Consider the following 26,581-nt stretch of genomic DNA (forward strand, 5'->3'; position numbering starts at 1 on the left):
ACCCACGCCCCACCCGCGCGCCTTCCTCGGCTCCTCGGTGGCCCGCTCCTCACGACGCTCGGCGAGTTCCCACGCCCGATGTCACCCCCGTTCCGGGGCCGGACGGATCATGGCGTAGCCCTGCCGGGGCGAGGGGTGCAGGGTGGACTTGCCGGCGAAGACCAGCTCCGCCAGCGGGAGGGACTGGTGGTAGAAGTTCAGCGACGACCGAACGCCGAAGATGTCGGCCGAGGCGAGGAAGAACGGCAGTTCGGCGGTGAGGTAGCGCATGGCCTGTTCGATGTGCTCGCCGGTGATCGGCCCCTCGTGTCCCCGGGCGGTGAGGACGTCCCTGCTCATCTCCGCGCACGTCTCCCATAAGACGTCGTCCTCGCCCAGCGCCCGCTCGCATTCGGCGAGCACGTCCCGGTAGACCTCGTTGGCGGCCAGGTCCGACATCCGGTGCAGGCCGTCGGCGTCCCTCGGCCCACCGTTGGCCTCCCAGGCGCGGACGACCCGGTTGCGCACCGCGTTGGTCTCGCCGCGTGCCTTCTTCCGGGCGCGGCGCGGGTCGTAGCCGAGCGCGAGGTAGGTGTGCTCCAGCGCCGAGTCGGGGATGACGACGTCGACGCGGGCGAACTCCGCGCGGAGCCAGCCCAGGAGGCCGGTCAACAGTCCGACCTGGAAGTAGCTGTTTCCGGGGCTGACCCCGAGGACCACGTGCTCGCCACGCTCCCGGATCGTGTGGCAGGCGTCCGTGAACGGTTCGACGGTGAAGGACGCCCACTGGCGGCCGGGGTCGCCGCCCCGGTCCGCCGCGCCCGTGGGGGCCGTCATGTCCAACGACCGGTTCCGGGCCGTTCGGCCCCGTCCAGGTACCGTCGGCGCAGCTCCTCCCGGCGGATCTTGCCGGTGCCGGTGCGGGGCACCTCGTCGAAGCCGACCACGATCGGTTCGGCGAGTTCGGGGAGGCCGCGCGTCGCCCTGCGCCACCGTTCCCGGTCGAGCCGGCCATCGGGTGTGGCGACAACGGGGACCGGTGGTCCGCCGCTGACCGCCAGCAGGGCCACGTCGTGCCGCTCGGGCAGGTGGTCGACGAGCACGTCCTCCAGTTCGAGGCAGCTCATGCCGGGGACGTGGTTGACCTCGCGGTCGAGGAGTTTGACGCTGCCGGTCCGGGTCTTGATGCCGATGTCGCCGGTGTTCCACCACTCGCCCACGGCTTTCTCGTTCCACCGCTCGGGTTCGCGGTAGTAGCCGACGCAGCGCGCCTTCGTGCGGGCGAACACCAGCCCGGGACGGCCGTTGGGCACCGGGCGGAAGGTCTGGGGATCGACCACCTTGATCTGGACGAAGGTGGGCATCGGGCGTCCCACCACGCGGGGACCCGGTTTCTGGTCGCGCCGCCGGTTGGCCGTGCGGCGGGTAATGAACGTCATCCCCAGCCCGCCGGTCTCCGACTGCCCGTACCCGTACCGCCACACGGGGAAGCGGTGCCGGGAGGCGTTCAGGAAGGTGCGGATCGTCGACCAGTACACCGCGTCGAAGGTGCTCGCGAACATGCGCACCGAGGAGAACACGTTCCGGCGGCTGTCCAGGGCGAGTTCCTCCAGCCGCGCGTAGTCGATCGGCAGCGCCTCGATCACGGTGGGCGGATGTTCGCGAAACAGCGGCTGGACGACCTCGGGGTCGCTGTCGCTCATGAGGAGGACCTTGGCCGGGGACAGGGTCAGCACCGAGTAGATCCACGTGAAGGCGCGGGCGTGGACGTAGGGCATGAACACCGCCACGCTGTCGTCCCGCCGGTAGGTGATCGGCGGCAGATGCCGGCATTCCAGCCTGGCCATCTGCCCTTGGAGCTTGGCCGGGGTGTACATGATGAGCTTGGGAACGCCGGTGGTCCCCGACGTGTGGGTGAGCATCATCAGCTCGCCGTTTCCACGCGGGACGGGGGCCGGTTCGGCGGCCCCGTCGAACTCCGCGAGGGACAGCGCGTCGGGCACCTCCTTGTCGAGGCACAGGGTCTGCTCGGCGAACGAGGAGAGCGTGCTCCCGTCCTCGGCCTCGCGTGTCAGGCGCTGGTGGTCGCTGACCAGCAGTTTCGGTTCGGCGCGCCGGAGCAGCGCGCGCACCGCGTCGTCGGGCAGCAGGCCCGAGAGCATGACGGGGATCGCGCCGATCCTGCTGGCGGCCGCGGCGAGCAGGACGCAGTCGAAGTGGTTGGCCTTGAACACGGCGACCCGGTCGCCGGAGCGGACGCCCGCCGCGTGGAGCACCCCCGAGAGCCTGCGCACGAACTCGGCCATGTCGGCCACGTCGATGACGGTCCGGCCGATCGGGTCGATGTCGAGGGGGCGGTCGAGGCGGAAGAGCATGGACGCGCCCTGTTCCGCCCTGCGGTCGAAGAATAGGCCGATATCGTATTTCCAGAGTTGCCTATTACGCATCCGTTTCCCCGTTTGCCGACATAGGAGCGGGACAAGCGAGCCGCTTTCCCCGGAACACGGCCACGGACAAGACAAGCAACGGCCAACCATCAGGTCAACCTCAATATTCACATCCGCAGCAAAGGCCAGATGTGGCCTCGACACCTTCTCCTATTTGCTGTTCAATTCGCTTCTTTTGCGAGCCCGCGGTTATGCCACTCCATTCGGAAAACAGACACATCAAGAAACCCCACAAAGGCGACAAGACAGCCAGACTCTCTGGAAATACGTATTTCGCCTACAATCCGGCGTCCGACGTCGACTCCCGGCGAGCCGCCGTCCCTGGTATCCCGCCACACCATGGCCGACACCGCGTGGCTCCGATCGGTCAGCGGGCCCCGGGCGACGGAAAGCCCGTGCCGGCGAGCGCGTCAGCGGGGCGGTCACGCGCCGCTCCGGCACCCGGCCATGGAGCCCGCCCTCGCGGACGTCCGCGGAAAGCCGGAGCATACGCACCGTCTCACCGCCGGGGCCGCATAGCGGCGTCAGGGTGATCGTTCCCGACCGCGAATGGGATCGCCTTCCTCGACGCGGCGGAACCCGCCCCGCTCTGATCCCGCCCGCCCCGGATGACGTGGAGTGGTACCGCTCACGCGCTCACGGCACGTCGAGTACCCGTAACCCGCCGGCGTCGATGGTGACACCGCCCCGGAGGTCGGGGCCGCGGTCACGAAAGGGAAGGAGCAGGGGCCAGCGTTCCCGATCTCCAGGCCCGTTGGCCTCCTCCCCGGAAACATCACCGATCCGGACGGACTTTTAATTGCATAAGCGAAATACGAGCGCACGCTGCTAATAACGCCTGGTCGCCTATACTGATGGCGGGGAGGTTCCGGTCTCCCCTCGTCGCACCCCGAGGAGACCGCAGTGTCGATGCCCGACGACGCCGCAGAGGCACGCGCGCAGGGCTGGCGCGCCCTCGCCGCGCTGCACGCCCGCATCGAGATCCACATCGAACGCGCCCTCCAGGCCGCCCACGGTCTCAGCGTGAGCGAGTACACGGTGCTCGACGTGCTGTCCCGGCAGAAGGGGCACCACATGCGCATGCAACAGCTCGCCCGGGCCGTCGTGCTCAGCCAGAGCGCCACCACCCGGCTCGTCACCCGGCTGGAGGACCAGGGCCTGCTCACCCGTTACCTGTGCGCCGACGACCGGCGCGGCATCTACACCGAGGTGAGTCCCGCGGGTCACGCCCGCCTGGACGAGGCGCGCCCCACCCACGACACCGCGCTGCGCGCCGCGTTGGACGAGGCCGCCGAGCTGCCCGAACTCGCGCCGTTGGTGGACGCCCTGCACCGGCTCGAACCCGCGGCCGGATAGCCGGTCCGGCCTCCTCGGCCGCTACGGACGAGCGCGCCCCTCCGTCCGGAGGAGCCATCCGCCGATCCGGGTCGGGTCCGTGCCCCGCGCCCGGCCCAGGGTCTCGCCCGGGCCGCCCGGGCCGGGACTCCCCGCGGGTTCGGCGGGGTCACCCCGCCCTCCCGGGTCCGGCCATCACGATCGCTCCGCCCGGCGCGCCGCCGGCCACGTAAGAGGCCGCCCCCCTTCTCGAATTCTCCCGGCCGCTCCTGATCCGCCTCCTCGGTGACGGCGAGATCCCCTTCGGTGTGCGGGGCGGTCATCACCGTGGCGACGCGGTCCGCGTAGCGCGGCCCGGCGTCGGCTTCCAAGGTCCTGACGGCTCGCTCCGTTCCCTACCCGTCTCCTCCTCACCCCTCCCCGTGGGGATGTTCCGCCTCCCGGGGGGCAGGCGGGGGAGGGTGCGGGCGGTGCTATGCTCTCCGCAATTATCTCGATTTTCAAGATGCTTGTTTTTCAAGTCACATTTCACGGTCGAATCCACCGACGGGACGGAGAGGACGAGGGTGAGCGGAACGGTGAGACAGGGGGATCCCGTGCAGGCTCCCGACCGGCAGGACAGACCGGTGAAACGCAGACGCCTCATCTACGGGGCCGCGATCGTGCTCGTCCTGGTGTGGCTGGCCGGCGCCGGCCCGCTCGGCGCGTTCATGGGCCGCCTCTCGGAGGTACAGTCCAACGACAACTCGGCCTTCCTCCCGGTCAGCGCGGAGTCGACCGAGGTCCAGCGCATCCAGGAGGGCTTCCAGGAGGACGAGCGTGTCCCGGCCATCGTCGTCTACTCCGCCGAGGAGGCCCTGACCCCCGATGACCTGGCGGGAATCGCCGAGGACGCGGCCGCCATCGAGGCCGAGCCGTGGGCGTCGGGCCAGGTCATCGGCCCCGTCCCCGGACCCGAGGACGACAGCGTCGCCCAGCTCGTCGTCCCCCTCGCCGAGGACTCCGACACCGGCGAGGCGGTGGGGGAGCTCCGCGCGCTGCTGGACGGACGCGCCACCGGCACATCGCCGGAGGCGCTGGTCACCGGCCCCGCCGGGTTCGCCGCCGACATCTCGGCCGCCTTCGGCGGGATCGACGGCACCCTCCTGCTCGTGGCGCTCGCCGCGGTCCTGGTCATCCTCATCGCCGTGTACCGCTCCCCGCTGCTGCCGGTCGTCGTCATCCTGTCGGCGCTGCTGGCCCTCGCGCTGTCGGCCGCGCTGGTCTACGTGGCGGCCGACGCCGGCTGGATCCAGCTCAACGGGCAGAGCCAGGGCATCCTGTTCATCCTGGTCGTGGGGGCGTGCACCGATTACGCGCTGCTGCTGGTCTCGCGCTACCGCGAAGAGCTCCAACGGCGTCCCACCGCGCCGGAGGCCGTCCGCGCGGCGGTGCGCGGCACGGTCGAACCGATCCTGGCCTCCGGCGGCACCGTCATCCTGGGCGTGCTGTGCCTGCTCGCCAGCGACCTCGCCTCGAACCGGGGCCTGGGCCCGGTCGCGGCACTGGGCATCGCGGCCGCGCTGGTGTCCGCGCTGACCTTCCTGCCCGCGGTGCTGCTCCTGCTCGGCCGGGCCGCGTTCTGGCCGGTGCGGCCCCGTTACGAGGGCGGTTCAACGGCCCGGGAGGAGAGCACCGAGGCGGTGGTGCGCCGGCACCGGCTGTGGGGCGGGGTCGCCACCGCCGTCGCGCGACGTCCACGGCTGTACTGGGTCGGCACCGCGCTGGTGCTGGTCGTGGCGGCGGCGTTCGTCCCCCAGTTCCGGGCCGAGGGCACCTCACAGGTCGACGTGTTCCGCACCGAGGTGGACTCGGTGGCCGGCCAGGAGGTCCTCGAACGCGGTTTCGGCTCCGAGTCCACGGCGACCCCCGCCGTGATCGCGGCGAACGCCGACCACCTGGACGAGGTCGTCGCCGCGGCCGAGGACGTGGACGGGGTGAGCCGGGTGGTCCCGGTCACCGAGGGCGGCGCGCAGGGCGCGCCCGCCGCGGCGGGCGGCGGCGCCCCCGACGCCGAGCCCAAGGTCGTCGACGACCGGGTCCTGGTGGAGGCGACGCTCTCCGAACCCGCCGAGAGCACCGAGGCGATCGAGATCGTCCGCGACCTGCGCGCGGCCGTGCACGAGGTCGAGGGCGCCGACGCGCTCGTCGGCGGGACCACGGCGTCCAACCTGGACACGCTCGACACGTCCTCGCGCGACCTCGTGGTGGTGGTGCCGCTCGTGCTGGGCGTGGTGCTGCTCGTCCTGGTGGTGTTGCTGCGCTCGATCGTGGCGCCCGTGCTGCTGGTGCTGACGACCGTGGTGTCCTTCGGGTCGGCCCTGGGGGTCGGCGCGCTGGTGTTCAACCACGTCCTGGGCTTCCCGGGGGCCGACCCGGTGGTCCCGTTGTTCGCCTTCGTGTTCCTGGTGGCGTTGGGCATCGACTACAACATCTTCCTGATGACCCGGGTCCGCGAGGAGACGCTGCGCCACGGGCACCGCGAGGGCGTGCTGCGCGGGCTGACCGTCACGGGCGGGGTCATCACCTCGGCCGGCGTGGTGCTCGCCGCGACCTTCGCCGCGCTCGGGGTGATCCCGGTGCTGTTCCTCGTCCAGCTCGCCTTCCTGGTGGCGTTCGGTGTCCTGCTGGACGCGCTGATCGTCCGCTCGCTCCTCGTCCCGGCCCTGACCCTGGACCTGGGCCGGTGGATGTGGTGGCCCGGCGCCCCCTTCCGCCTCCCACGGAAGTAGGTGAGGGGGACGAGAAGGCGGGTGGCCCCGGGCGGATCGGCCCGGGGCCGCCCACCCCGCCGGCCTCCGGCGCCACGCGGACGCCCTTTCCGCCCCTTTGTCCGGCTTCGAAGCCGCCTCGCGGGGCAGGGACCCTATGGCCACCCCAGCGAAAGGACGCACATGCGCAAACGCAACGTCGCGGCCGACGTCACCGCCGGAATGCTGCTGTCCAACGCGATGCCCCACCTGATCATGGGCGTCGCCGGAAAGCGGATGCTGACCCCTGGCCGCCCGGACTCCTCCCCCACCCGCAACCTCGTGTGGGCCGGCCTGAACCTGGTCGGGGGGGCGCTCCTGCTCGGTGTCACCGGCTGGGGGACGGCCTCTCAAGAGGAGGCCGAACGCCGGATGGTCGCGGTGGCCGCCGGAATGCTGCTGAAGGACCTGTCCGGGCTCGGATACGAGCTGACGCTCGGCCCGGGACGCGCCGCGCTGCGGCGCGGCCGGCACTAGCCGCCCGTCACTCCCCCGAGACCGCCGCACCCGCCCGGCAGGTGTCCAGGATCGCCGCGGCGACCGCGCGCGGGCGGTCGGCCATGGGGACGTGGCCGCACCCCAGCAACGTCACCTGGCGGGCGTGCGGAATGCGCGCGCAGGCCCGGCGCGCGGCCCGGGCCGGGAGGATCCGGTCGAGGTCGCCCCAGCCGATGGTGACCAGGCACGGCACCTCGGAGGCGGTGAACTCGTAGTCGACAACGGGCCGGGCCAGGCGCACGAACGGCGACCCGGGCGACAGCACGGTCGCGTCGAAGCGCAGCTCACGCACTGCCGGGTCGGCGGGATCGCCCCGCAGGACCCGTTTGGCGATGGCCCGGGCCGGCCGGCTGGCCGCCGCGGCGAGCCGGACCGGTTCGGGGATCCGCGCCGCCAGCCCCATCCCACGGGTCAGCAGCCGTGTCCCGGCCTTCTCACGCGGCGTGGTGAACCCGATCGGCGCCAGCGCCGTCACCGACCCCGCCAGCCCCCGCGCGCCCAGTTCCAGCGCGATCGCGCCGCCCAGCGAGTTGCCGGCGAGGTGCGGACGCTCCAACCCCAGTGCTCGGCACGCCCTCGCGACGACGTCCACGAGGGAGTCCACGTCGTACCGCTCCTGCGCGGCGGGGGCCGGCGAGCGGCCGAACCCCGGAAGGTCGAGCGCGATGACGTCGTGCCGGCGCGCAAGCTCGTCCATGACCGGGTACCACGCCTGCCTGCGGTGCCCGAGACCGTGCAGCAGTACCAGCGGACTGCCCGAGCCCCTGCGGTCGTAGACGATGTTCCACGGTTTCATGAACTCCAGGTGTACCCGATGCGGGAGGGTGGCGTCGGGTGGAGGTCCCGCCGGCGACGTCCCCGCCCGTTCCGTCCGGACCTCGCGTGCCCGGCGGCTCCCCATGGGGCCGGGCCACCGCGCTCACGCCCGCGAGGCGACCAGTTCCACCTCGAACCCGTCGGCGTCCTCCAGGTAGCCGGCGTAGTGGCGGTCGCCGCCGGCGTGGGGGTAGCGGTCGGCGAAGAGCGGGGACCAGCCGTGCGACGGCGCGGCGGCGACGAGGGCGTCGACCCCGGCCGCCGAGGAGACGTGGAACGCCAGGTGGTTGAGCCCGGGACGGTGCCGGTCGTGGGTCCGCGCGGACAGCGCCGGGGAGCGTTCCATGACCAGGTAGGTGGCCCCCAGCCGCCGGCTCCGTCCGGCCGGCCACGCCTGGAAGGGCTCCCAGCCCAGTTCGCCCAGCAGCCACCCCCAGCTCGTGGCCGCCCGTTCCAGGTCGGCCACCCACAACTCGACGTGGTGCAGCGCGCCGTTCACCGGATCCTGCGGGCGAACCGGTCGTAGTCGATGACGAGCCCATCGGCGTCCACCGTCAGCTCGTAGCGTTCCTCGACGGGTCCTCGGTACTCGTAGCGGTCGACACCGCCGAAGGGCGCCAGCCTCGTGTAGCGCTGGGCCATGCGGTGGATCTTGAGGCCCGGGACGTCGATCCAGGCCACCGCGATGTCACGTGATTCGCCCGGTTCGAGCCCCAGCCTGCGGATCGGCAGCGTGTTGGTGAGCGGGGTCGCCGCGACGTCGACGTCCAGGCAGCCGTCCAGGCGGGGCTCCCTGCGTCCGTTGACGGTCCACTGCCCGCCACCCCCGGTCAGCGTGATCCGTTCGGCGCCCCGTTCCGTCAGCACCTCCACCTCGACCTCGCGGGTCACCCAGGCGAGGTCGGCGCGCACGGTGAACCGGCAGCCGAAGTGTTCGCGCCGGTCGGCGATGACCTCGCTGCCCTCCAGCCGGAACCCGGCGGGCTCGGCGACGAGCGCCCCCACCCCCGTCCCCTCGGGGACGTCGATGCGCGTCCAGGCGGCGGGCAGACGGTACGTGACGGACATGCCGACCGTTCTACCCCTTCTCCGTGTCGCCGCGCCATACCCGGTGTCACCGTATGGGCACAAATCGCACCCCGGACGCCCACCGCGGCGCGGACGCCCCTGCCCCTCGCACCGGCCGCCCGAGGGGTGCGGCGTTAGCATGTGCAGGCGACGGAAACCAGGAAGCCGGTGCGAGTCCGGCACGGTCCCGCCACTGTGATCGGGGAGCCGAACCCCCCGCGCGCCACGGTGCCCCGCACCGGAAGGCCGGGTGAGGCGTTGATCCGCGAGTCAGGAGACTGGGCCGTCGCTGCTTCGTCCACGCGGGCGCGGATCCCCGCGAGACGTGCCCGGCGGCCCGCCTCCGGTTCCTTCTCGCGCCGTGCCCGGATCCCGCGAGAGGACCCTGACGTGCACCTCCCCTTCCCCCGCCGGCCGCGCGCGTTCGCGCTCCCGGCCGCCCTGGCCTGCGCCGCCCTGGTGGCCGGCTGCGGCGCCGGCCCCGCCGAGCCTGCCGCCGACCCGGCGACCGGATCCGCCGAGGGCCGCCCGCTCACCCTGGACAACTGCGGCGTCGAAGTGAGCGTGACGGCGCCGCCCGAACGGGTCGTCACCATGAACCAGCACGTCACCGAGGTGATGCTGGCGCTGGGCCTGGAGGACCGGCTCGTGGGCACCGCGTTCCTCGACGACGAGATCGTGCCGGAGTACCGCGACGCCTACGAGAAGGTCCCGGTGCTGGCCGACGAGTACCCGTCGTTCGAGGACCTGCTGGCGGCCGAACCCGACTTCGTCTACGGCGGCTTCGCCAGCGCGTTCGACGAGACCCAGGGGCGCGGCAGGGCCGCGCTGGCCGACGCGGGCATCCTCACCTACCAGAACATCGAGCAGTGCGTCGACGAGGTGACGGTGGGCACGGTGGAGGAGGAGATCCGCAACGTCGCCGCGATCTTCGGGGTGGAGGAGCGCGGCGAAGAGCTCATCTCGGAGATGAACGACGAGCTCGCGCGCACCGAGGCGGCGCTGGAGGGCGTCGACCCCGTCGACGTGCTCGTCGTGGACTCCATCGGGGCGACCGTGTTCACCTCGGGCGGCAGCGGCATCGGCAGCGACCTGATCGCCCGCGCCGGCGGACGCAACGTCTTCGACGACGTGGACGACACCTTCGCGGACGTGTCCATCGAACAGGCCGCCGAACGCGCACCCGAGGCGATCCTGTTCTACGACTACGGCTCCACCGGCATCGAGGACAAGCGGGCGGCCGTGCTCGCCGACCCCCTGCTGGCCGGCACGCCGGCGGTGGAGCGGGAACGGTTCGCGGTGCTGCCCCTGACCTCGGCCCTGGTGGGGATCCGGGTCGGCGACGCGGTCGCCGACATCGCCGAACAGCTCCATCCGGGCGTGTTCTGAGCGTGCGCGCGCGGATGCGGATCGGGCGGCCGGCACGGCGGGCGGCGGGAAGCGCGGCGCCGGTCCGCCGCGGCGGTGGCCGGCTGAGCGTGGCCGTGGTCCTGCCGCTGCTGGTGGCGGGGCTGGTGGCGGCGGTGACCGCGGGGATCGCCGTGGGATCGGTCGCGGTCTCCCCCGCCGACACCTGGGGGATCATGCTCCACCGGGTGGTGCCCGGGTGGGTGGAGGTGTCGTGGCCGGCGACGCACGAGCGGATCGTGCTCTCCTCCCGGCTGCCGCGCGTCCTGCTCGGGGTGGTCGCCGGCGCGGGGCTGGCCCTGGTGGGGATGGTGCTCCAGGCGCTGGTGCGCAACCCCCTGGCCGACCCCTCCCTGCTGGGGGTGTCCTCGGGGGCGACGTTGGGCGCGGTGCTGGTCGTGGTGTCGGGGGTGGGGCTGTTCGGCGTGTACTCGCTGCCGTTGTCGGCGTTCCTGGGGGCGCTGGTCGCGCTGGTCACCGTGTACCTGCTGGCGCGGACGGGCGGCCGGACGGGTTCCACCCGGCTGGTGCTCTCGGGGGTCGTGGTCGGGCAGGTGTTCCTGTCGGCGTCGAGCCTGCTGATCATGACCTCGGGCGACCCGCACGCCTCGACCGCGGTGACCCGGTGGACACTGGGCGGGCTGGGCGGCACGACCTGGCAGACGCTGACCCTGCCGTCGGCGGTGGTGGTGCTGCTGCTCGCGGCGCTGGCGGCGCGGACGCGGTCGCTCAACCTGCTCCTGGCCGGTGAGGAGGCGGCGACGACGATGGGGCTGGCCGTGGGACGGTTCCGGACCGAGATGTTCCTGTTGACGGCGCTGGTCACCGGGGTGATCGTCGCGGTGAGCGGGGTGATCGGGTTCGTCGGCCTGATGATGCCGCACATCGCCCGGCTGCTCGTCGGCGCCGACCACCGTCGGGCGCTGCCCGTGGCGACGCTGCTCGGTGCGGTGTTCCTCGTCCTGGCCGACCTCGCCTCGCGTACCCTGGCCAGCCCCGAGGAACTTCCGGTGGGCATCCTCACCGCGTTGTCCGGCGCCCCGTTCTTCCTGTGGTTGATGCACCGGGAGTCGCGTGGCCGGCGGGGCCGCCCGTGACGACGCCTCCTCCGTCCACAGCCTGTGGACACCCCTTCCACTCCCCTCTTCCGCCCGGGAGGACCACACCATGAGCCACCACGGCGTCCACCCCGCGTCGTTGTCGCTGCGCGGGGTCGGCTGCCGGGTCGAGGGCACCGACCTGGTGCGCGACGTCGATCTCGACGTCGCGCCCGGCGAGTTCGTCGGCGTCATCGGCCCCAACGGCGCCGGCAAGTCCACGCTGCTGCGCACCGTGCACCGGACCCTGCGGCCCCGGACCGGGAGTGTCCGCATCGACGGCGAGGACCTGTGGGCGCTGTCGCAACGGGCGCTGGCCCGGCGTGTGGCCGCCGTCCTCCAGGAGAACGGCGCGGACTTCGAACTGACCGTCGACGAGGTCGTCGCGATGGGCCGCGCCCCGCACAAGCGGGCCTTCTCCCCCGACAACGACGACGACCGGCGCCTGGTGATGACCTCACTGGAACTCGTCGGCGCCGCCCATCTGGCCGCCCGGTCCTATCCGACCCTGTCGGGCGGTGAACGGCAGCGCGTCCTGCTCGCCCGCGCGCTGGCCCAGGAACCCGCCCTGCTGGTCCTGGACGAGCCGACCAACCACCTCGACATCGCGCACCAGCTCGACGTGCTGGCCGTCGTGCGCCGGCTCGGCACGAGCGTGCTGGCCGTGCTGCACGACCTGAACCTGGCCGCGCTGTTCTGCGACCGGCTCTACGTCGTGGACCACGGCCGGGTCGTGGCCGCCGGCACGCCCGCGGCCGTGCTCACCCCCGACCTGCTCGCCGAGGTGTACCGGGTCCAGGCCGACGTCACCCTCCATCCGCTGACCGGCGCCCCCAACGTCGTGCTGCTCCCACCACGCTGAGCCCGCCCGTCGGACACGAGGAGGCCCGGCCGGCGCCTCACACGCCGGCCGGGCCGCCCCCTACGCGGATCGACAGGTCAGTCCCAGTCCAGGCCGCCCCCTGTCTGGTACTCGATCACGCGGGTCTCGAAGAAGTTCTTCTCCTTCTTGAGGTCCATCATCTCCGACATCCACGGGAACGGGTTCTCGGTCTCGCCGAAGATCGGCGCCAGGCCGATCTGCTCGGCCCGCCGGTCGGTGATGAAGCGCATGTACTGCTCGCACAGCCCGCTGTTGAGCCCCAGGATGCCGCGCGGCATCGTCTCGCGGCCGTAGGCGATCTCCAGCTCGCACGCCTCCGCCAGCATCGAACGCACCTCGGCCTGGAACTCCTCGCTCCACAGGTGCGGGTTCTCGATCTTGATCTGGTTGATGACGTCGATCCCGAAGTTCAGGTGGATGCTCTCGTCACGCAGGATGTACTGGTACTGCTCGGCGATGCCCACCATCTTGTTGCGCCGCCCCAGCGACAGCACCTGCGCGAAGCCGGTGTAGAACCACATCCCCTCGAACACCACGTAGAAGGCGACGAGGTCGCGCAGGAACGCCTGGTCGGCCTCTGGCGTGCCCGTCGCGAAGTCGGGGTCCTCCAGGTTGCGCGTGTACCTCAGCGCCCAGGCGTCCTTCTCGGTGATCGAGGGGATCTCCCGGTACATGTTGAACAGCTCGCCCTCGTCCAGGCCGAGGCTCTCGCAGATGTACTGGAAGGTGTGGGTGTGCACGGCCTCCTCGAACGCCTGGCGCAGCAGGTACTGGCGGCACTCGGGATTGGTGAGGTGGCGGTAGACCGCGAGCACGATGTTGTTGGCGACCAGCGACTCCGCCGTGGCGAAGAAGCCGAGGTTGCGCTTGAGCATCAGCCGCTCGTCGTCGGTGAGGCCGTCGGGCGACCTCCACAGGGCGATGTCGGCCTGCATCGCCACCTCGGTGGGCATCCAGTGGTTGTTGCAGCCGGCCAGGTACTTCTCCCACGCCCAGTGGTACTTCAGCGGCAGGAGCTGGTTGACGTCGGCGCGGGCGTTGATCATGGCCTTGTCGCCGACGTCGACCCTGCCGGCGTCGCGCTGGATCTCACCGAGGCCGGTGGTGTCGTTCTCCGAAACGGTGGTCATCTCGTCGTTCTCTCAGGAGGTCGGGTGAGCGGGGCCGGGGCGGGGCGCCGCCCCGGCCGGGGGGGCGCCGCTACTGGCACGCCTCGCACTCGGGGTCGTCGATGGAGCAGACCGCGCCCGTGACGGGGGCGGGGGCCGGCGCCGGGGAGGGCGCGGCGGCCGGCGGCGTCGCCGCGACCGCGTTGAGCCGGCCGTCGGTGCCGCGCAGGGTGCTCTTCTCCACGTGGGTCGCGCTCTGCGAGCGCAGGTAGTAGGTGGTCTTCAACCCGGACCGCCAGGCCCGCCGGTACAGCTCGTCGAGCTTGCGGCCGCTGGGCGCCGCCATGTAGAGGTTCAGCGACTGCGCCTGGTCGATCCACTTCTGGCGCCGCGCCCCCGCGTCGACCAGCCACGACGGCTCGATCTCGAACGCGGTCGCGTACAGCTCCTTCAGGTCGACCGGGATGCGCGCGATCTCGCCGAGGCTGCCGTCGTGCAGTTTCAGCTCGGTCACCATCTCCTCGTCCCACAGCCCGCGCTCCTTCAGGTCGCGGACCAGGTAGGGGTTGATGACGGTGAAGTCGCCCGACATGTTGGACTTCACGTACAGGTTGCGGTAGATCGGTTCGATCGACTGGCCGACCCCGGTGATGTTGGCGATGGTCGCGGTCGGCGCGATCGCCAGCACGTTGGAGTTGCGCATCCCCTGGGAGCGCACCTTGGCGCGCAGGGCGTCCCAGTCGAGCCGCTCGGTGGTGTCGACGTCGAGGTCGCCGCCGCGCGCCTCGGCGAGCAGCCGCAGCGAGTCGATCGGCAGCACGCCCCGGCTCCACAGCGACCCGTCGAACGTGGCGTAGGAGCCGCGCTCGGCGGCGAGGTCGCTGGACGCCTCGATCGCGTGGTAGGAGATGAGCTCCATGCTCTCGTCGGCGAACTCCACGGCGCCGCGCGAGCTCATCGGCAGCCGGAGTTCGAACAGCGCGTCCTGGAAGCCCATGAGCCCCAGGCCGACCGGGCGGTGGCGCATGTTGGCGCGCTCGGCCTCGGGGATCGTGTAGAAGTTCACGTCGATGACGTTGTCGAGCATCCGCACGGCGGTGCGCACGGTACGGCGCAGCCGGTCGGCGTCCAACCCGTCCGGGCCGACGTGGGCGGCCAGGTTCACCGAGCCGAGGTTGCACACGGCCACCTCGTCGGCGCTGGTGTTCAGGGTGATCTCGGTGCACAGGTTGGAGGAGTGCACCACGCCCACGTGCTGCTGCGGGGAGCGCAGGTTGCACGGGTCCTTGAAGGTGATCCACGGGTGGCCGGTCTCGAACAGCATCGTCAGCATGCGCCGCCACAGGTCGACGGCGCGCACCCGGCGCCACACCCGGATCTCGCCGGCGTCGGCGGCCCGCTCGTAGGCGACGTAGCGCTCGGCGAACTCCGGCCCGTACAGGTCGTGCAGGTCGGGCACCTCGTCGGGGGAGAACAGGGTCCACTCGGCGCCGGCCTCGACCCGCTGGAGGAACAGGTCGGGCACCCAGTTGGCGGTGTTCATGTCGTGGGTGCGGCGCCGGTCGTCACCGGTGTTCTTGCGCAGGTCGAGGAACTCCTCGATGTCGATGTGCCAGGTCTCCAGGTAGGCGCAGACGGCCCCCTTCCGTTTGCCCCCTTGGTTGACCGCCACCGCCGTGTCGTTGGCGATCTTCAGGAACGGCACGACACCCTGGCTGTTGCCGTTGGTGCCCCTGATGTGGGCGCCCATGCCGCGCACCGGGGTCCAGTCGTTGCCCAGGCCACCGGAGTACTTCGACAGCATCGCGTTGTTGGAGATGCCGTGGAAGATCGCCTGGAGGTCGTCGCCGATCGTGGTGAGGAAGCAGGACGAGAGCTGGGGGCGGCGGGTGCCGGAGTTGAACAGCGTCGGCGTGGAGCACATGAAGTCGAACGACGACAGCAGGTCGTAGAACTCGATCGCCCGGGCGTCGCGGTCGTCCTCGCGCAGCGCCAGGCCCATCGCCACGCGCATGAAGAACGCCTGCGGCAGCTCGTAGCGGACGCCGCCGCTGTGCAGGAAGTAACGGTCGTAGAGGGTCTGGAGACCGAGGAAGGTGAACTGGAGGTCACGTTCGGGGCGCAGCGCCGCGCCGAGCCGGTCCAGGTCGAAGTCGGCCAGTTCGGGGGCGAGCTGGTCCAGCTCGATCCCGCGGGCGATGTAGTCCTTGAGGTAGGCCGGGTAGCGGGCGGCCATCTCCGCCTGGCCCGCCTCGTCGAACCCGCCGGCCAGGAATCCCAGCGCCTCGCGGCGGAGCTTGTCCAGCAGCAGCCGGGCGCTGACGTAGGAGTAGCCGGGGTCGACCTCGACGAAGGTCCTGGCCGCCATGACCAGGGCGAGTTCCAGCTCGGCGGGGGTGATGCCGGGGTAGAGGTTGCGCCGCGCCTCCGCGAGGACCGTCTCCGCCGAGACGCCGGCGAGTCCGGCGCAGGCCTCACCGACCACCATCCGGACCCGTTCCATGGGGTCGGCGGTTCCTCCCGCTGACGGCGCGACCTCGGTGCCGAGGGACATGGTGACTCCAACCAGGTAGACGGTAACCGGCCGGGTCCTGAGCAGGAGGGCACACGTCCGGGAGTGGGCACATGTCAGCCCATGTCCGTCCCTGGTTCGCGCGGCGGCCCTCCCTCGAGGCCCCGTTCCGTGCGCGCACGCGCGCACGCCGATGGCAGGTCTTCGGACTCACGGGCGTGGGCGGATTCCTCCGGCCCGGCCTACCGGCCGTCGCTTCCCAGGCGTGTGGCACCCAGTGCGTGTTGACGGCTTCCGTTCCCGTTCACCGCTGCGGGGCAGTCCCGGATTCCCACCGGGTTCCCTCTTGCCTCACCCGGGGAATGCACCGGGTGAACCATCAGCGGGAGAGATACTACATCTGGTGGCGACAGGTCGCGACAGCCGCAAGATATCGGCGCGCCACCGTTGGTTCACCGATCTGGTAGGCGGAACGGACCGTGGCCCCCCGAGCACTCCGCGAAGGCGGCCCCGGCGGGTGGAACAGTGGACCGACGAGACGGACCGCTCTGAGGGCGCCTCTCCGCCGCCAGGCGACCGTCGAGGAGGTGCGCACGCGAGGGGATCGCGCGGGAGCGGTGCGTGGCCTGTGGCGGCTCGCTGTCGGACGGCCCCCTGTTCGGGCACCTGGCGCGCACGGTCGCCGTCAACGCCGACCACCACCTCGCCGACATCGCGCGTGTGGACCATCGCGGCACCGACCTGTGGGACGCCTACCTGCTCGGCCGCGGACTGCTGGACGGTTCGGGGGAAGGACCGGACACCGCCTCCAGGACCCTCCGGGCGAACCGCGCGCACCAGGCGTGAAGGTCCTGCGGCTCGTGGACGGTGAAGTCGGCGTCGAGGAAGGCGAGCTTGAGCAGGAGCCACTCGGGTGAGTGGATCCAGGTCGTGAGCCGGCTGGTGGCCGCCCCGAGGGGTTCGATCGCGCAGTCCTCCCAGGTGAAGACGTCGGCGACGGCCGTGGCGGGCGCGTCGACGGTGAGGACCACGCGCCGCCGGTCGGGGCGCATGGCGGTGCGCAGGTAGTCCTCCACCGAGTCGGCGGGGAGGGGACGGGGGGTGAAGGACGTCCCGGTGCCGCGCACGCCGCCGATGCGGTCCACCCGGTAGACACGCCAATCGTCCCTGTCGAGGTCCCAGCCGAACAGGTACCAGCGCAGGTGGCGCACCACCTGGCGGTGGGGTTCGACGCGGCGGTGCGTGCCGACCCCGTTCCTGTCCTCGTAGTCGAAGGTGACGACCTCGTGGTGGTGGGCGGCGCCGGCGAGCAGGACGAGCGTCCGGGGGTCGGCGGACGGGCCGGACTGGGGTGCCGCTTCGAGGGTCGCCCGCAGGGCCCGCGCCTTCGGCCGCAGCGAGCGGGGCAGGAGCTGGTCGATCATGCCGTAGGCGCGCTGCGCGGCGCCGTCGAGCCCGCCGGGGGCGTCGGGCGGCGTGGTGGCCGCGACGATCGCCAGTCCGACCAGGGTGGCGACCGCCTCGTCGTCGTCGAGGACCAGGGGCGGGAGGGCGCGGCCCGCGCCGAGTCGGTAGCAGCCGCCGGGGCCCGGGCGCGTGGTGACGGGGTATCCGTAGGCGCGCAGGCGTTCCACGTCGCGGCGCAGGGTGCGGGGGCTCACCTCCAGTCGACGGGCGAGCTCGTCGCCGGAGAAGCCGCGCCCGCTCTGGAGGGTGGCGAGCAGGTCGAGCATCCGGCGGGTGACATCGGCCATGCCCCCATCATCGCCGGTTTCGCGGTCAGGATCCGGCCACATCTGTTCCTAGCGTCATGGCCATGCAGATGCGACGGCAGGACGGCGCGCAGCGGATGATCCGGATCAGGCGCGCCAGGACGAACAACCTCAAGGGCGTCGACATCGACGTCCCCCGCAACGCCGTGGTCGTGTTCGCGGGGGTGTCCGGGTCGGGGAAGTCCTCGCTGGTGTTCGACACCATCGCGGCCGAGGCCGGCCACCAGTTGAACGAGACCTATCCGCCGTTCGTCCGCAACCGGCTGCCCAAATGGCGTCGGCCGGAGGTGGACCACATCGACGGTCTGTCCCCGGTCGTGGTGATCGACCAGCGCCGTATCGGGGGCAACGCGCGTTCCACGGTGGGAACGATCACCGACGCCTACACCTACCTGCGCCTGTTGTTCTCGCGGGTGAGCGAGCCCCACGTGGGCGAGTCGAACCACTTCTCGTTCAACGACCCGGCGGGGATGTGTCCGACCTGCTCGGGGCTGGGGGAGACGGTGGTCAGCGCCGTCGACCGGTTCCTCGACCTCGACCGGTCCCTGGAGGAGGGGGCGATCCTGCTGCCCGGTTTCGGCAGGGGCGGCTATTGGTACTCCCAGTACGCCGACATCGGTTCCTTCGAGCCGACCACGCCGCTCCGCGAGTGGAGCGCGGAGCAACGGCGGGCGCTGCTGTACGGCGGCGAGGCCGCGGCGCGGCTCGGCACGCGGCCACCGAAGGACTACGAGGGGGTCGTCGAACGGTTCGAGCGGATCTACCTGCGCACCTCGGACGACCTGTCCCAGCGCAAACAGGAGGTGCTGGCGCGCTTCACCCGGCGCGAGGTCTGCCCGGAGTGCCGGGGTGAGCGGCTCGCCGAGGCGCCCAGGACGGCGACCGTCCTGGGCCGCACGATCGGCGAGATGACGCGTATGGAGGTCGCCGACCTCGCCGCGCTGGTCGCCGGCGTCACGCGGCCCGATGTCGCCCCGGTGGTGGAGGCGCTGCGGGAGCGCCTGGACGCGATGACACGGATCGGCCTGGGCTATCTGTCCCTGTCCCGGGCCACCACGACGCTGTCGGGCGGCGAGTCCCAGAGGATCAAGACCGTCCGCCACCTGGGCAGCAGCCTCGCCGAGATGGTGTACGTGTTCGACGAGCCCACCGTCGGCCTGCACTCCCACGACGTCACGTCCATGATCGACCTGTTGCTGCGGTTGCGGGACAAGGGCAACACGGTGCTGGTGGTCGAGCACGATCCCGCCGTGATGCGGGTGGCGGACCAGATCGTCGAGATCGGTCCGGGCGCCGGCGACGCCGGCGGGAACGTCGTCTTCCAGGGCCCCTGGGAGGAGCTTCGTCGGGCCGACACGCCCACCGGCCGCGTGGTGCGGGCGCGCTCGGCGTCCGCGCCGCCGCGGCGCCGGCCCACGGGGGCTCTGACGGTCCGCGGGGCGTCCCGCAACAACCTGCGCGACGTCACCGTGGACATCCCCACCGGTGTCCTCACCGTGTTGACCGGTGTCGCCGGTTCGGGCAAGTCCAGCCTCGCCGCGGAGCTCGTGGAGCGGCACGACGCCGTGGTCATCGACCAACGTCCGGTGTCCACCGGTCGCCGATCGACCCCGATGACCTACACCGGCATCGCTCCGGCGATCCGCCGGCTCTTCGCCCGGGCCAACGGGGTCGGTGTGAAGTTGTTCAGCGCCAACTCCGAGGGAGGCTGTGCCCCGTGTGGCGGGCTGGGGGTCATCTACACGGACCTGGCCTTCATGGACGGCCAGGAGGTCACCTGCGAGGCGTGCCAGGGGCGGCGTTTCTCCCCTGAGGCGCTGGCGCATACCGTCGGCGGGCTCAGCATCGCCGACGTCGACGACCTCACCGTCGCCGAGGCGGTGGAGCGCCTCGGCGACGAGGCGGTCGTGCGGACGCTGGACGTGCTGCGTACCGTCGGGCTGGGCTATCTCCGCCTGGGCCAGCCGCTCGGCACCCTTTCGGGCGGTGAGTGCCAGCGTCTCAAGATCGCCCGGGAACTCGCCGGCGACGCGCGGCCCGCCGCCCTTTACGTCCTGGACGAGCCGACGACCGGGCTGCACCCGTCCGACACCGCGACCCTGTTGCGCGTCCTGGACAACCTGGTCGACTCCGGTGCCGGCGTGGTCGTCGTGGAGCACGACCTCGACGTCATCTGGCACGCCGACCGGGTGATCGATCTCGGTCCCGGTCCGGGCCGGCACGGCGGCCGGGTGATCTTCGAGGGCACCCCCGACGAGCTCGCCCGGGAGGAGGGCTCGTTGACCGGGGCGGCGTTGCGGGGCCGGGCGTTCGGCTGAGCCTCGTCGGGGCGCGTTCCGCCCGGCGCCGGACCGGGGACCGTCGTTCGGGCCGAGCAGGTGGGATCGCTCCCGGGCAGAGCGGTCCCCGCGCCGGCCCGTGACGTGCCGGCGCCGCCGGTCCGCGCGGCCGTGCCGCCAGGGCCTGGTGCGAAAACGCCGGTCACCGCCGGTTCGGCCCTCAGGTGCGGCTCGTTGTCAGCGGCGCCGGGCATGATCGGCCCGTCGGTTCTTCCAAGGGGACGGGACACTATGCCGATCACCAATCCGCAGGTGGCGGGGCACGCTTTTCTGCGACAGCTGTACGCGGACTCCTACTTCCCCGATCACGTCGTCGACAAGGGCCGGATGGTCCTGCTGCGGCTGTGCGAGCGGATCGAGGCTGAGCGGCCGTCGGATCTGGCGGCCCTGTACGCGCTCACCCAGGCCGCGACGGAGGAGTTCAACCTCCTGGAGGCGGAGTTCGAGGCGGCCGGGAGCGAGATCGAGACGGTTGCGCGGGAGGAGATCGCTGAGGGCTTCTGGTTCGTCGCGTCCGGCTACGGGTTCCCGGACGCCGACGTCGAGGAGCTGATCGCCACCCGGGACTGGTGAGCGGCGTCCGGCAACGGGATCGGGCCGCCGGTCAGGGCCATCCGTTTTCGCGACAGGCGCTAGCCGTCGAGCAGCCGGTCGAGGTCGTCCTCGGTGAAGCCGAGGTCCATGCGGATCCGGAAGCGGATGCGCAACAGCTCCAGCAGGAGGTCGTGCATGTAGGGCGAGACGTCCTGGTGGCGGAAGCGCTCCACCCCGAGGGTGGCCCACTCGTGGGCTCCGGTGAGGTCGTCGTGCGCCTGTAGGGTCTCGGCGATGTGGATGTAGGTGGGGAGGTTGCGGGGTCCCTCGGCGCGGAGCCGGTCGAGCTGGGTCCGGGCCTCCTCGACACGGTCGAGTTCGAGAAGGGCGCCGCACTGCAACGCGCGGGCGTCGATGATGGTGACGCCCCCGTCGTCGATGGCGCGCTGGTAGATGGCCACGGCCAGTTCGAACTCCTGGGCCATCTCCCACTGCTCACCGGCGCGGACGAACAGCTCGGCGCGACAGATCTCGCTGTCGGCGTCGACTTGGTTGGCCAGGTCGGCCAGCTCCCTCGCGACCTCGGCGTGGTCGCCGGACTGCACGGCCCGGAATTCCAACCGATCGAGGTCTGCCGTCGTCACCCGGGTCACTTGCCACCTCCCTGTGCTTGCCGCCGGCGATCTACTGTGCGTGCGAACGTTCGAGGGCCTCCCAGAAGCCCTGCCGCAGTGCGTGGCGGACCTCGTCACGCAGCAGGTAGTCGATCGGCAGCACCGAACCCTGGAGCAGCCGCGCCTCCAGGTCGGAGGGCATGCGCGGCTTGCGTGCCAGCACGGCCTCCCGCCAGAGGGCCGGCGCGTCACGCGCGATGGATTCGGCGAAGCCGTCGCCCTCTTTCCGCGCGATGGCGACGGCCTCCTCGACGGTCCGTGCCGGCGACCGCGGCAGGACATGGTGCCCCGGCCGGGGGACCGGGTCGGTGTGGGGACCGTGGTGGACACGGTCGGCGGGGCGGGGGCCAGTAGCGGTCCCGGAGTCCTGTCCGGCTCCGGGGATGCTCCTGAACGCGGGATCAGTTCCCGTACTGGCCCCAAAAGTAGGGTTTGGTCCGGTATTACCTCCGAATCCCGGATTCTCCCCTGTGGCGGGCCCGTACCGTGGATCGGGCCCCGGCGGGGCCCCGCGTGTCGGTGGCGCCTCGCGTTCGTAGGGCGAACCCCCCATCACCGGATTGCGGTGGGCTCCCGTGGGGTGCTGTTGCGGCTGCCCCTGCGGCGGCGTGCCGTACCCGCCCTGCTGCATCCCGCGCATGCCCGGGTGGGCCCCGGTCTGCGGTGGCACCGCGTGACTCGGGTTGGGCCCCGTGGAGGCGGAGGAGTGCGCCATGCTCGTGTGCGCCCCGGTGGCCGGCTGCGCCGGCGGTGGCGTGTGCCCGCCCGTGGGGAATCCGTCGGCGTCGACCCCCGCGGCGGCGCCTCCCCGAGGTTCCATGCCGCTGGAGCCCTGGGGGGCGAGATGGTCGCCGCCGCGCTGCTGGGCGATGCTCTGCCGCATCGCGCGCAACTGCTCCATCGCGCTACCGGACGGCGCCTGCTGGGCTCCGGTGCCGGCGAAGACCGCGTCCAGGCCGGAGGGGGCGGGCTCCACCCGTGCGGCCCCCGCGTGCGCGGAGACCGGCCGGCGGTTGACCTCGCGCTCGGCCGAGCGCGAACGCCCGTTGCTCAACGGGGAGTGCGACGCGGGCGCCGCCTCCTCGCCGTTTCCGCTCCCGGCGAGCAGGTTGACGTAGGGACGCAGGTGACCGGCCCCGATCTCGATCAGGTCGTCGCACTCGCGGCGCAACGCCCGCGAGATCGTCCAGTTCCCCTCGACGGAGACGTGGATGACGGTGACCCGCACGCCGAGGTCCTGGACGTCGGCCACGACCTGCGCCATGTCCTCGTCCCCGCCGACCAGGACGGCGTCGCACAGCCTCCCGGTTCCGGCGAGCGTGATCAGATCCCGTTGGACATAGCTCTCGACGCCCTCCCGTCTGCCCGGACGGATGCGCGCGGCTCGGAACTTGACACCGGGAATGTCGGCGATGCCGTCCTGCTCCTGGTTGCGGCGTCCCTCGGGGGTCGCCTCGTACCAGTAGCAGCGCAGCACCGGAAGCCCCGTGCGGTCACGCGCGACCTCGTTGAGGAGCTGTACGAGTCCCGCATAGTCCCAGGACACGGAATCGCGGTTGCGGGTTCCGTGCACGGCCATCGCGCCGTCGGCCAGGAGGTAGCCGGCGTCAACGAACAACGCGCAGCGATCCACGCGACACCGCCCCTTCCCTTGTGTTCGGTTGCCCGGGTCGGTGGCCGGGTTCACCCGAAGATCGGTACTCGGCCAAAGACAGGCCGGGCCACAGCCTAACCAAGTCTGTGACGTTTTGTGTGCCGGGCCGCACACCTGGGATCGGGGAAGGGGATACGGTCCTGGAGCCGGGTCGTTTCGGGGCAGGGCGGTGACCCGCGCAAACGCCCACTGCCCGGGTCCGGGCCGCTCAGTCGTCGGTGTGCAGGATCGCACCGTCCTCGGCGCTCACGCCGATCTCGCGGTCATCGTCGACCTCGACCTCCCAGCGGGCGATCCGCTCTTCGGCGTCGTCATCGTCGTCGTCACGCTCGGCTGCCTCGAACTGCACGCTGGTGACGGTGCCGCCGAGTTCACGCTCGGCCGCCTGCGCGGCCTCCACCAGACCGACCCCGGCCTGCGCGGCCCGCATGTCCTCGTCATCGGCGCGACCCTCCCGCTCCGTGCTGACCGCGCCGCTCCGGTCCACGCACAGTTCGTACTCGCGCTCCTCGTCGAGGACGACGACGTCGATCTCCCACCCGGCGCCCCCGCGTTCCACGTCGTGGACGACACCGTCGGGGACGGCCTCCTCGGCCAGGTTCAGGACGCGGGCCAGGTCGAGGATCGTCTCCTCGGAGCCGCCGGCCGGTTCGGCCGGGCCGCTCGACTCGCCGCCCGCGGACCGGGCGGGTTCGATGTCGGGCGTGGAGGACGCCGCCTCCACGTGCTGTCCGTCGCCGCGGGCCTCCGCCGGCGCGTCGGCGCCCAGGCCGGAGGCGAAGGCCAGTCCGGCACCGCCCAGGGCGATCAGCCCGACCGCCGCGGTTCCCGCGAGCAGCAGGGGGGTGCGTCCGAATCCATTGGCGGCCATGTGGTGCCCCTCTCGTCTGTGTCGCGGCGCGCTTGCGCCGACATGTCACAGACTCGCGTGTCGCGTGCTAGCGGTGCGCTGCGCCGACGTTAAGGCCGCGCTAAGAGGGCCGGGCGGGAGTCTCGGCGGTGTGCCTGTCGGTCTGGATGCCCGTCGGCTCTGCTGCGGGGAAGGGGCGGGTGCGTCTTTGAGAACCGTGGTGGGGAGCCGTGGTCACCGGTGGGACCGCTGCCGTCCCCGGGGCATGGCGGGGCGGCCGGACCCGTCCCGGGCGGTGATCGCCCCTCCCGCATCCGGGCCGCCCGACACGGGCCGGTGGCAGGCACCTCGCCCTCGTCGCCACCCGGGGAATCCCGCTCGCGGTGGCGCCGGCCAGCGGTTCCCGCAACGGCGCCGCCCAGCCGCAGCGCCGCGGGCCGAAGCGCCGCCGTGCCCGGTCGGCCGGCTCCGGCGATGTCCCGGCAGCGTGCCCGGCGACCGCGGCGGGTATCGCCGGCCGCGGCGGGCCTGGGGACCACGCCGGTCATCGCCGGCGATCGGTTCCGCGCGGCTTCGGCGTGCTCCTTCACCGCTGGAGCGGCGAGCGGCCCATCGTCCGGCTTGTCCCGCCCGCGCGGCCATGGAGCGACGCGACGACATCCACGCGGCCGAGCCCTCCTGAGGCGAAGCAGGTTCAGCGATCCCTGGCGAGCAGATCGGCCGCGAGCCCCAGCAGCGCGCCGGCCGGGGAACCGGGACCGGACGGGGACTCGACGACGGGCCAACCGCGCAGGCGGGCCAGCCGGGCGCAACCGGCGTATCCGGGGTCGGAGAGGAGGTAGCCGCAGGGCGCGTCCGGCCAGTCGGCCGTCACGGGGAGCGGCTCGGTGTCGTATCCCGGGGGCGGCGGCGGGCCGGTGTGGTGGACGTGGGGCAGCTGCGCGGCGGCGAGGGCGGCCCGCGTGGGCGTGCCCGGTTGCGGGAGCGGTCCGTCGGCGAGGACGTATCCGGCGACGCGGCGGTGCGCGGCGCGCTGGGCCGCGGCGACCCCCGGCAGCAGCGGTGCGGCCCCGCCCTCGCCGACGAGCAGGAGCGGGGCCGAGGGAGCCGCTCGGCGGATCTCCAGGGCCGCCCCGGCGACGTAGCGCGCGGCGTAGGGGGCGGTGTCGCCCACGACGACCTCGGGGACCACCACCTCGATCCCCTCCTCGGCGAGGTCGGCGGGCAGGGCGCCCCAATCGGCCGGCCCGCGCAACGGGTCGTGGAGCAGGACGACGGAGAACGGGGTCACGTCTTCGGGCCGGTCTCGGCGCTCACCCAGGCGAGGTAGCCGGCGGATCCACCGGTGACGGGGACCGCCACGACCTCGGGTTCGTCATAGGGGTGGAGGTCGAGGAGGCGGGCGGTGAGCTCGTCGAGGCGGGCGGCGGTGGTCTTCATGACGACCGTCCACTCCTGGTCCGCCTGGACCTCCCCCTCCCAGCGGTAGAAACTCGTGATGGGGCCGCCGACCTGGGCGCACGCGACGAGGCGGGCCTCGACCACCGCGCGGGCCAGCCGTTCGGCCGCGGCCCGGTCGTCGACCGTGGTCTCGACCCGCACGTGTCCGGCCGCGGACCGAGGATCCGTCATGTCGCGCCTCCTCCGCTGCTCAGGGCAGTGATCCGCACGTCCTAGGCTCATGGGACATGAGCGACCGCGAGGATCTCCTCCGACACATCAACGATAAGGCCGTGGTGCACGGCAAGGTCACCCTGTCCTCGGGCATCGAGGCCGATTACTACGTCGATCTGCGCCGGGTGACGCTGGACGGCCAGAGCGCTCCGCTGGTGGGCCGCGTGATGCTGGACACCACGGCGGACCTCGACTACGACGCCGTGGGCGGCCTGACGCTGGGCGCCGACCCGGTGGCCACCGCGATGCTGCACGCGGCGTCCGCCCGCGGACGGCGGCTGGACGCTTTCGTGGTGCGCAAGGCCGGTAAGGCGCACGGTCTGCAACGGCGTATCGAGGGACCCGACGTCAAGGGATGCCGGGTGCTGGCGGTCGAGGACACCTCGACCACTGGGGGATCGGTGCTGACCGCCGTGGAGGCGTTGCGCGAGGCCGGCGCCCATGTCGTCGGCGTCGCCGTCATCGTGGACCGAGGCGCGCGCGCCAAGGTCGCCGGCGAGGGACTGGAGTACCGCGCCGCGTTTGAATTGTCCGATCTGGACGTCGGGGAAGGCCGCTAACCCTCCTGTTCCACGGTGAAGGCGTAGTCCGGACCCTCACCGCTGATGTCCTTGGGCCTGCCGTTGACGTGGACCTCGACCGCGTCTGGATCGCCGATGGTGACGTCCAGGCGCGGTTGGTCATAGGTGGCGTACTGGCCCTGTTGCATGGTCGTGTCGGTGATGACCTCCCCGCCGGGGATCCTGACGAGCACGTCGCTGGATTCTCCGACGACCCGGATGTAGAGCACCTTCTTGTCGGTGATCTCGTCCTGCGGCTCGGCCAGCGCCGCGGATCCCTCGGGGACCACGACGTCGCCGGTTCCGGGTAGGGAACGGTAGAAGAAGTACCCGCCCAGGACCACCAGGATGATCAACAGCACGACCGCTCCGACGATGGCCAGCATTTGGCCAACGCCCCGAGGATCATTGCGATGTCGTCCCACGGTGCTGAATGTAGCGTGTATCACCCGGGGGGTTCGACGGGCGGGGGCACTCTCGCCGCCGCCCCCCACGGCCGGTCACGCAGCGCGTCAGCGGTGGTACCCACCGTGCGCCGCTCCCCTCGGCGGGACGCGGTTCGGCACGATGGATCCGAGAGGTCA

The 26,581-nt window shown here is 72.0% G+C and carries 23 protein-coding genes and 2 riboswitches; of the genes, 9 read left to right on the forward strand and 14 right to left on the reverse strand.

Annotation, left to right across the window (positions count from 1 at the left end; all coding sequences use genetic code 11):
* Nucleotides 1-81: 81 nt before the first annotated feature.
* Together B5D66_RS12105 and B5D66_RS12110 are read right to left on the reverse strand one after the other, a co-directional pair.
* Nucleotides 82-816 carry a tRNA-dependent cyclodipeptide synthase gene (locus B5D66_RS12105; RefSeq protein WP_078761807.1) on the reverse strand — a complete coding sequence of 245 codons (735 nt, stop codon included), beginning with the start codon at nucleotides 814-816 and terminating at the stop codon, nucleotides 82-84.
* Nucleotides 813-2,354 (reverse strand): class I adenylate-forming enzyme family protein, encoded by a 1,542-nt coding sequence (locus B5D66_RS12110; protein WP_078761808.1) that lies wholly within the window; start codon nucleotides 2,352-2,354, stop codon nucleotides 813-815. The genes B5D66_RS12105 and B5D66_RS12110 overlap by 4 nt, the downstream gene beginning before the upstream one ends.
* A 975-nt stretch (nucleotides 2,355-3,329) precedes the next feature.
* On the opposite strand from B5D66_RS12110, the gene B5D66_RS12115 reads away from it, so the two are divergent.
* The 3 genes from B5D66_RS12115 (at nucleotide 3,330) to B5D66_RS12125 (ending at nucleotide 7,027) form a co-directional block, all read left to right on the forward strand.
* Nucleotides 3,330-3,782 carry a MarR family winged helix-turn-helix transcriptional regulator gene (locus B5D66_RS12115; protein ID WP_078761809.1) on the forward strand — a complete coding sequence of 151 codons (453 nt, stop codon included), beginning with the start codon at nucleotides 3,330-3,332 and terminating at the stop codon, nucleotides 3,780-3,782.
* A 689-nt stretch (nucleotides 3,783-4,471) separates the two neighbouring features.
* Nucleotides 4,472-6,532 carry an MMPL family transporter gene (locus B5D66_RS12120; protein WP_144390113.1) on the forward strand — a complete coding sequence of 687 codons (2,061 nt, stop codon included), beginning with the start codon at nucleotides 4,472-4,474 and terminating at the stop codon, nucleotides 6,530-6,532.
* 162 nt (nucleotides 6,533-6,694) lie between these two features.
* The gene (locus B5D66_RS12125) at nucleotides 6,695-7,027 is read left to right on the forward strand and encodes a hypothetical protein (RefSeq protein WP_078761811.1); all 333 of its coding nucleotides are present in this window, start codon (nucleotides 6,695-6,697) and stop codon (nucleotides 7,025-7,027) included.
* Nucleotides 7,028-7,034: 7 nt separating this feature from the next.
* Here the strand turns inward: B5D66_RS12125 and B5D66_RS12130 are convergent, their stop codons facing one another.
* From B5D66_RS12130 to B5D66_RS25065, 3 genes are all read right to left on the reverse strand, one after another.
* Nucleotides 7,035-7,844 (reverse strand): alpha/beta fold hydrolase, encoded by an 810-nt coding sequence (locus B5D66_RS12130; RefSeq protein WP_078761812.1) that lies wholly within the window; start codon nucleotides 7,842-7,844, stop codon nucleotides 7,035-7,037.
* A 123-nt stretch (nucleotides 7,845-7,967) separates the two neighbouring features.
* Nucleotides 7,968-8,363 carry a VOC family protein gene (locus tag B5D66_RS12135; RefSeq protein WP_144390098.1) on the reverse strand — a complete coding sequence of 132 codons (396 nt, stop codon included), beginning with the start codon at nucleotides 8,361-8,363 and terminating at the stop codon, nucleotides 7,968-7,970.
* Nucleotides 8,360-8,932 (reverse strand): putative glycolipid-binding domain-containing protein, encoded by a 573-nt coding sequence (locus B5D66_RS25065; protein WP_144390099.1) that lies wholly within the window; start codon nucleotides 8,930-8,932, stop codon nucleotides 8,360-8,362. Before B5D66_RS25065 ends, B5D66_RS12135 begins: the two co-directional genes overlap by 4 nt.
* A gap of 118 nt (nucleotides 8,933-9,050) precedes the next feature.
* Nucleotides 9,051-9,234: riboswitch (cobalamin riboswitch) on the forward strand.
* A gap of 88 nt (nucleotides 9,235-9,322) precedes the next feature.
* On the opposite strand from B5D66_RS25065, the gene B5D66_RS12140 reads away from it, so the two are divergent.
* The 3 genes from B5D66_RS12140 (at nucleotide 9,323) to B5D66_RS12150 (ending at nucleotide 12,298) form a co-directional block, all read left to right on the forward strand.
* The gene (locus B5D66_RS12140; RefSeq protein ID WP_078761814.1) at nucleotides 9,323-10,321 is read left to right on the forward strand and encodes an ABC transporter substrate-binding protein; all 999 of its coding nucleotides are present in this window, start codon (nucleotides 9,323-9,325) and stop codon (nucleotides 10,319-10,321) included.
* A 14-nt stretch (nucleotides 10,322-10,335) separates the two neighbouring features.
* The gene (locus B5D66_RS12145) at nucleotides 10,336-11,436 is read left to right on the forward strand and encodes a FecCD family ABC transporter permease (protein WP_078762057.1); all 1,101 of its coding nucleotides are present in this window, start codon (nucleotides 10,336-10,338) and stop codon (nucleotides 11,434-11,436) included.
* Nucleotides 11,437-11,506: 70 nt separating this feature from the next.
* The gene (locus B5D66_RS12150; RefSeq protein WP_078762058.1) at nucleotides 11,507-12,298 is read left to right on the forward strand and encodes a heme ABC transporter ATP-binding protein; all 792 of its coding nucleotides are present in this window, start codon (nucleotides 11,507-11,509) and stop codon (nucleotides 12,296-12,298) included.
* Between the two features lie 77 nt (nucleotides 12,299-12,375).
* On the opposite strand, the gene B5D66_RS12155 is transcribed toward B5D66_RS12150, so the two are convergent.
* The 3 genes from B5D66_RS12155 to B5D66_RS12170 all read right to left on the reverse strand — a co-directional run bounded on the left by B5D66_RS12155 (nucleotide 12,376) and on the right by B5D66_RS12170 (nucleotide 17,694).
* The gene (locus B5D66_RS12155) at nucleotides 12,376-13,449 is read right to left on the reverse strand and encodes a ribonucleotide-diphosphate reductase subunit beta (protein ID WP_078761815.1); all 1,074 of its coding nucleotides are present in this window, start codon (nucleotides 13,447-13,449) and stop codon (nucleotides 12,376-12,378) included.
* A 70-nt stretch (nucleotides 13,450-13,519) separates the two neighbouring features.
* Nucleotides 13,520-15,982: a ribonucleoside-diphosphate reductase subunit alpha gene (locus B5D66_RS12160; protein WP_078761816.1), complete on the reverse strand. Its 2,463-nt coding sequence runs from the start codon at nucleotides 15,980-15,982 to the stop codon at nucleotides 13,520-13,522.
* Nucleotides 15,983-16,118: 136 nt separating this feature from the next.
* Nucleotides 16,119-16,336: riboswitch (cobalamin riboswitch) on the reverse strand.
* A gap of 356 nt (nucleotides 16,337-16,692) precedes the next feature.
* Nucleotides 16,693-17,694, reverse strand: a complete 1,002-nt coding sequence (locus B5D66_RS12170; protein ID WP_078761818.1) for a helix-turn-helix transcriptional regulator — start codon at nucleotides 17,692-17,694, stop codon at nucleotides 16,693-16,695.
* 62 nt (nucleotides 17,695-17,756) lie between these two features.
* On the opposite strand from B5D66_RS12170, the gene B5D66_RS12175 reads away from it, so the two are divergent.
* Nucleotides 17,757-20,030 (forward strand): ATP-binding cassette domain-containing protein, encoded by a 2,274-nt coding sequence (locus B5D66_RS12175; protein WP_235000953.1) that lies wholly within the window; start codon nucleotides 17,757-17,759, stop codon nucleotides 20,028-20,030.
* Between the two features lie 252 nt (nucleotides 20,031-20,282).
* Nucleotides 20,283-20,624, forward strand: coding sequence for a DUF5713 family protein (locus B5D66_RS12180; RefSeq protein ID WP_078761820.1), 342 nt, complete (start codon nucleotides 20,283-20,285; stop codon nucleotides 20,622-20,624).
* A gap of 59 nt (nucleotides 20,625-20,683) precedes the next feature.
* On the opposite strand, the gene B5D66_RS12185 is transcribed toward B5D66_RS12180, so the two are convergent.
* The 5 genes from B5D66_RS12185 to cutA form a co-directional block, all read right to left on the reverse strand.
* Nucleotides 20,684-21,238 (reverse strand): hypothetical protein, encoded by a 555-nt coding sequence (locus tag B5D66_RS12185; RefSeq protein ID WP_200813626.1) that lies wholly within the window; start codon nucleotides 21,236-21,238, stop codon nucleotides 20,684-20,686.
* 31 nt (nucleotides 21,239-21,269) lie between these two features.
* The gene (locus tag B5D66_RS12190) at nucleotides 21,270-22,892 is read right to left on the reverse strand and encodes an NYN domain-containing protein (RefSeq protein WP_078761821.1); all 1,623 of its coding nucleotides are present in this window, start codon (nucleotides 22,890-22,892) and stop codon (nucleotides 21,270-21,272) included.
* A 229-nt stretch (nucleotides 22,893-23,121) separates the two neighbouring features.
* Complete coding sequence (locus B5D66_RS12195; protein WP_078761822.1) at nucleotides 23,122-23,784, reverse strand: hypothetical protein; 663 nt, start codon at nucleotides 23,782-23,784, stop codon at nucleotides 23,122-23,124.
* A gap of 673 nt (nucleotides 23,785-24,457) precedes the next feature.
* Nucleotides 24,458-25,054 (reverse strand): hypothetical protein, encoded by a 597-nt coding sequence (locus tag B5D66_RS12200; protein ID WP_078761823.1) that lies wholly within the window; start codon nucleotides 25,052-25,054, stop codon nucleotides 24,458-24,460.
* Nucleotides 25,051-25,395, reverse strand: a complete 345-nt coding sequence (cutA, locus tag B5D66_RS12205) for a divalent-cation tolerance protein CutA (protein ID WP_078761824.1) — start codon at nucleotides 25,393-25,395, stop codon at nucleotides 25,051-25,053. Before cutA ends, B5D66_RS12200 begins: the two co-directional genes overlap by 4 nt.
* A 56-nt stretch (nucleotides 25,396-25,451) precedes the next feature.
* Between cutA and pyrE the strand changes: the two genes are divergently transcribed.
* On the forward strand, nucleotides 25,452-25,997 hold the full coding sequence (pyrE, locus tag B5D66_RS12210; protein ID WP_078761825.1) for an orotate phosphoribosyltransferase: 546 nt from the start codon (nucleotides 25,452-25,454) through the stop codon (nucleotides 25,995-25,997).
* On the opposite strand, the gene B5D66_RS12215 is transcribed toward pyrE, so the two are convergent.
* Complete coding sequence (locus B5D66_RS12215; RefSeq protein ID WP_078762060.1) at nucleotides 25,994-26,380, reverse strand: RodZ domain-containing protein; 387 nt, start codon at nucleotides 26,378-26,380, stop codon at nucleotides 25,994-25,996. The genes pyrE and B5D66_RS12215 overlap by 4 nt on opposite strands.
* Between the last annotated feature and the right edge of the window lie 201 nt (nucleotides 26,381-26,581).

Source organism: Marinactinospora thermotolerans DSM 45154, from assembly GCF_900167435.1.
GTDB classification, from domain to species: Bacteria; Actinomycetota; Actinomycetes; order Streptosporangiales; family Streptosporangiaceae; genus Marinactinospora; species Marinactinospora thermotolerans.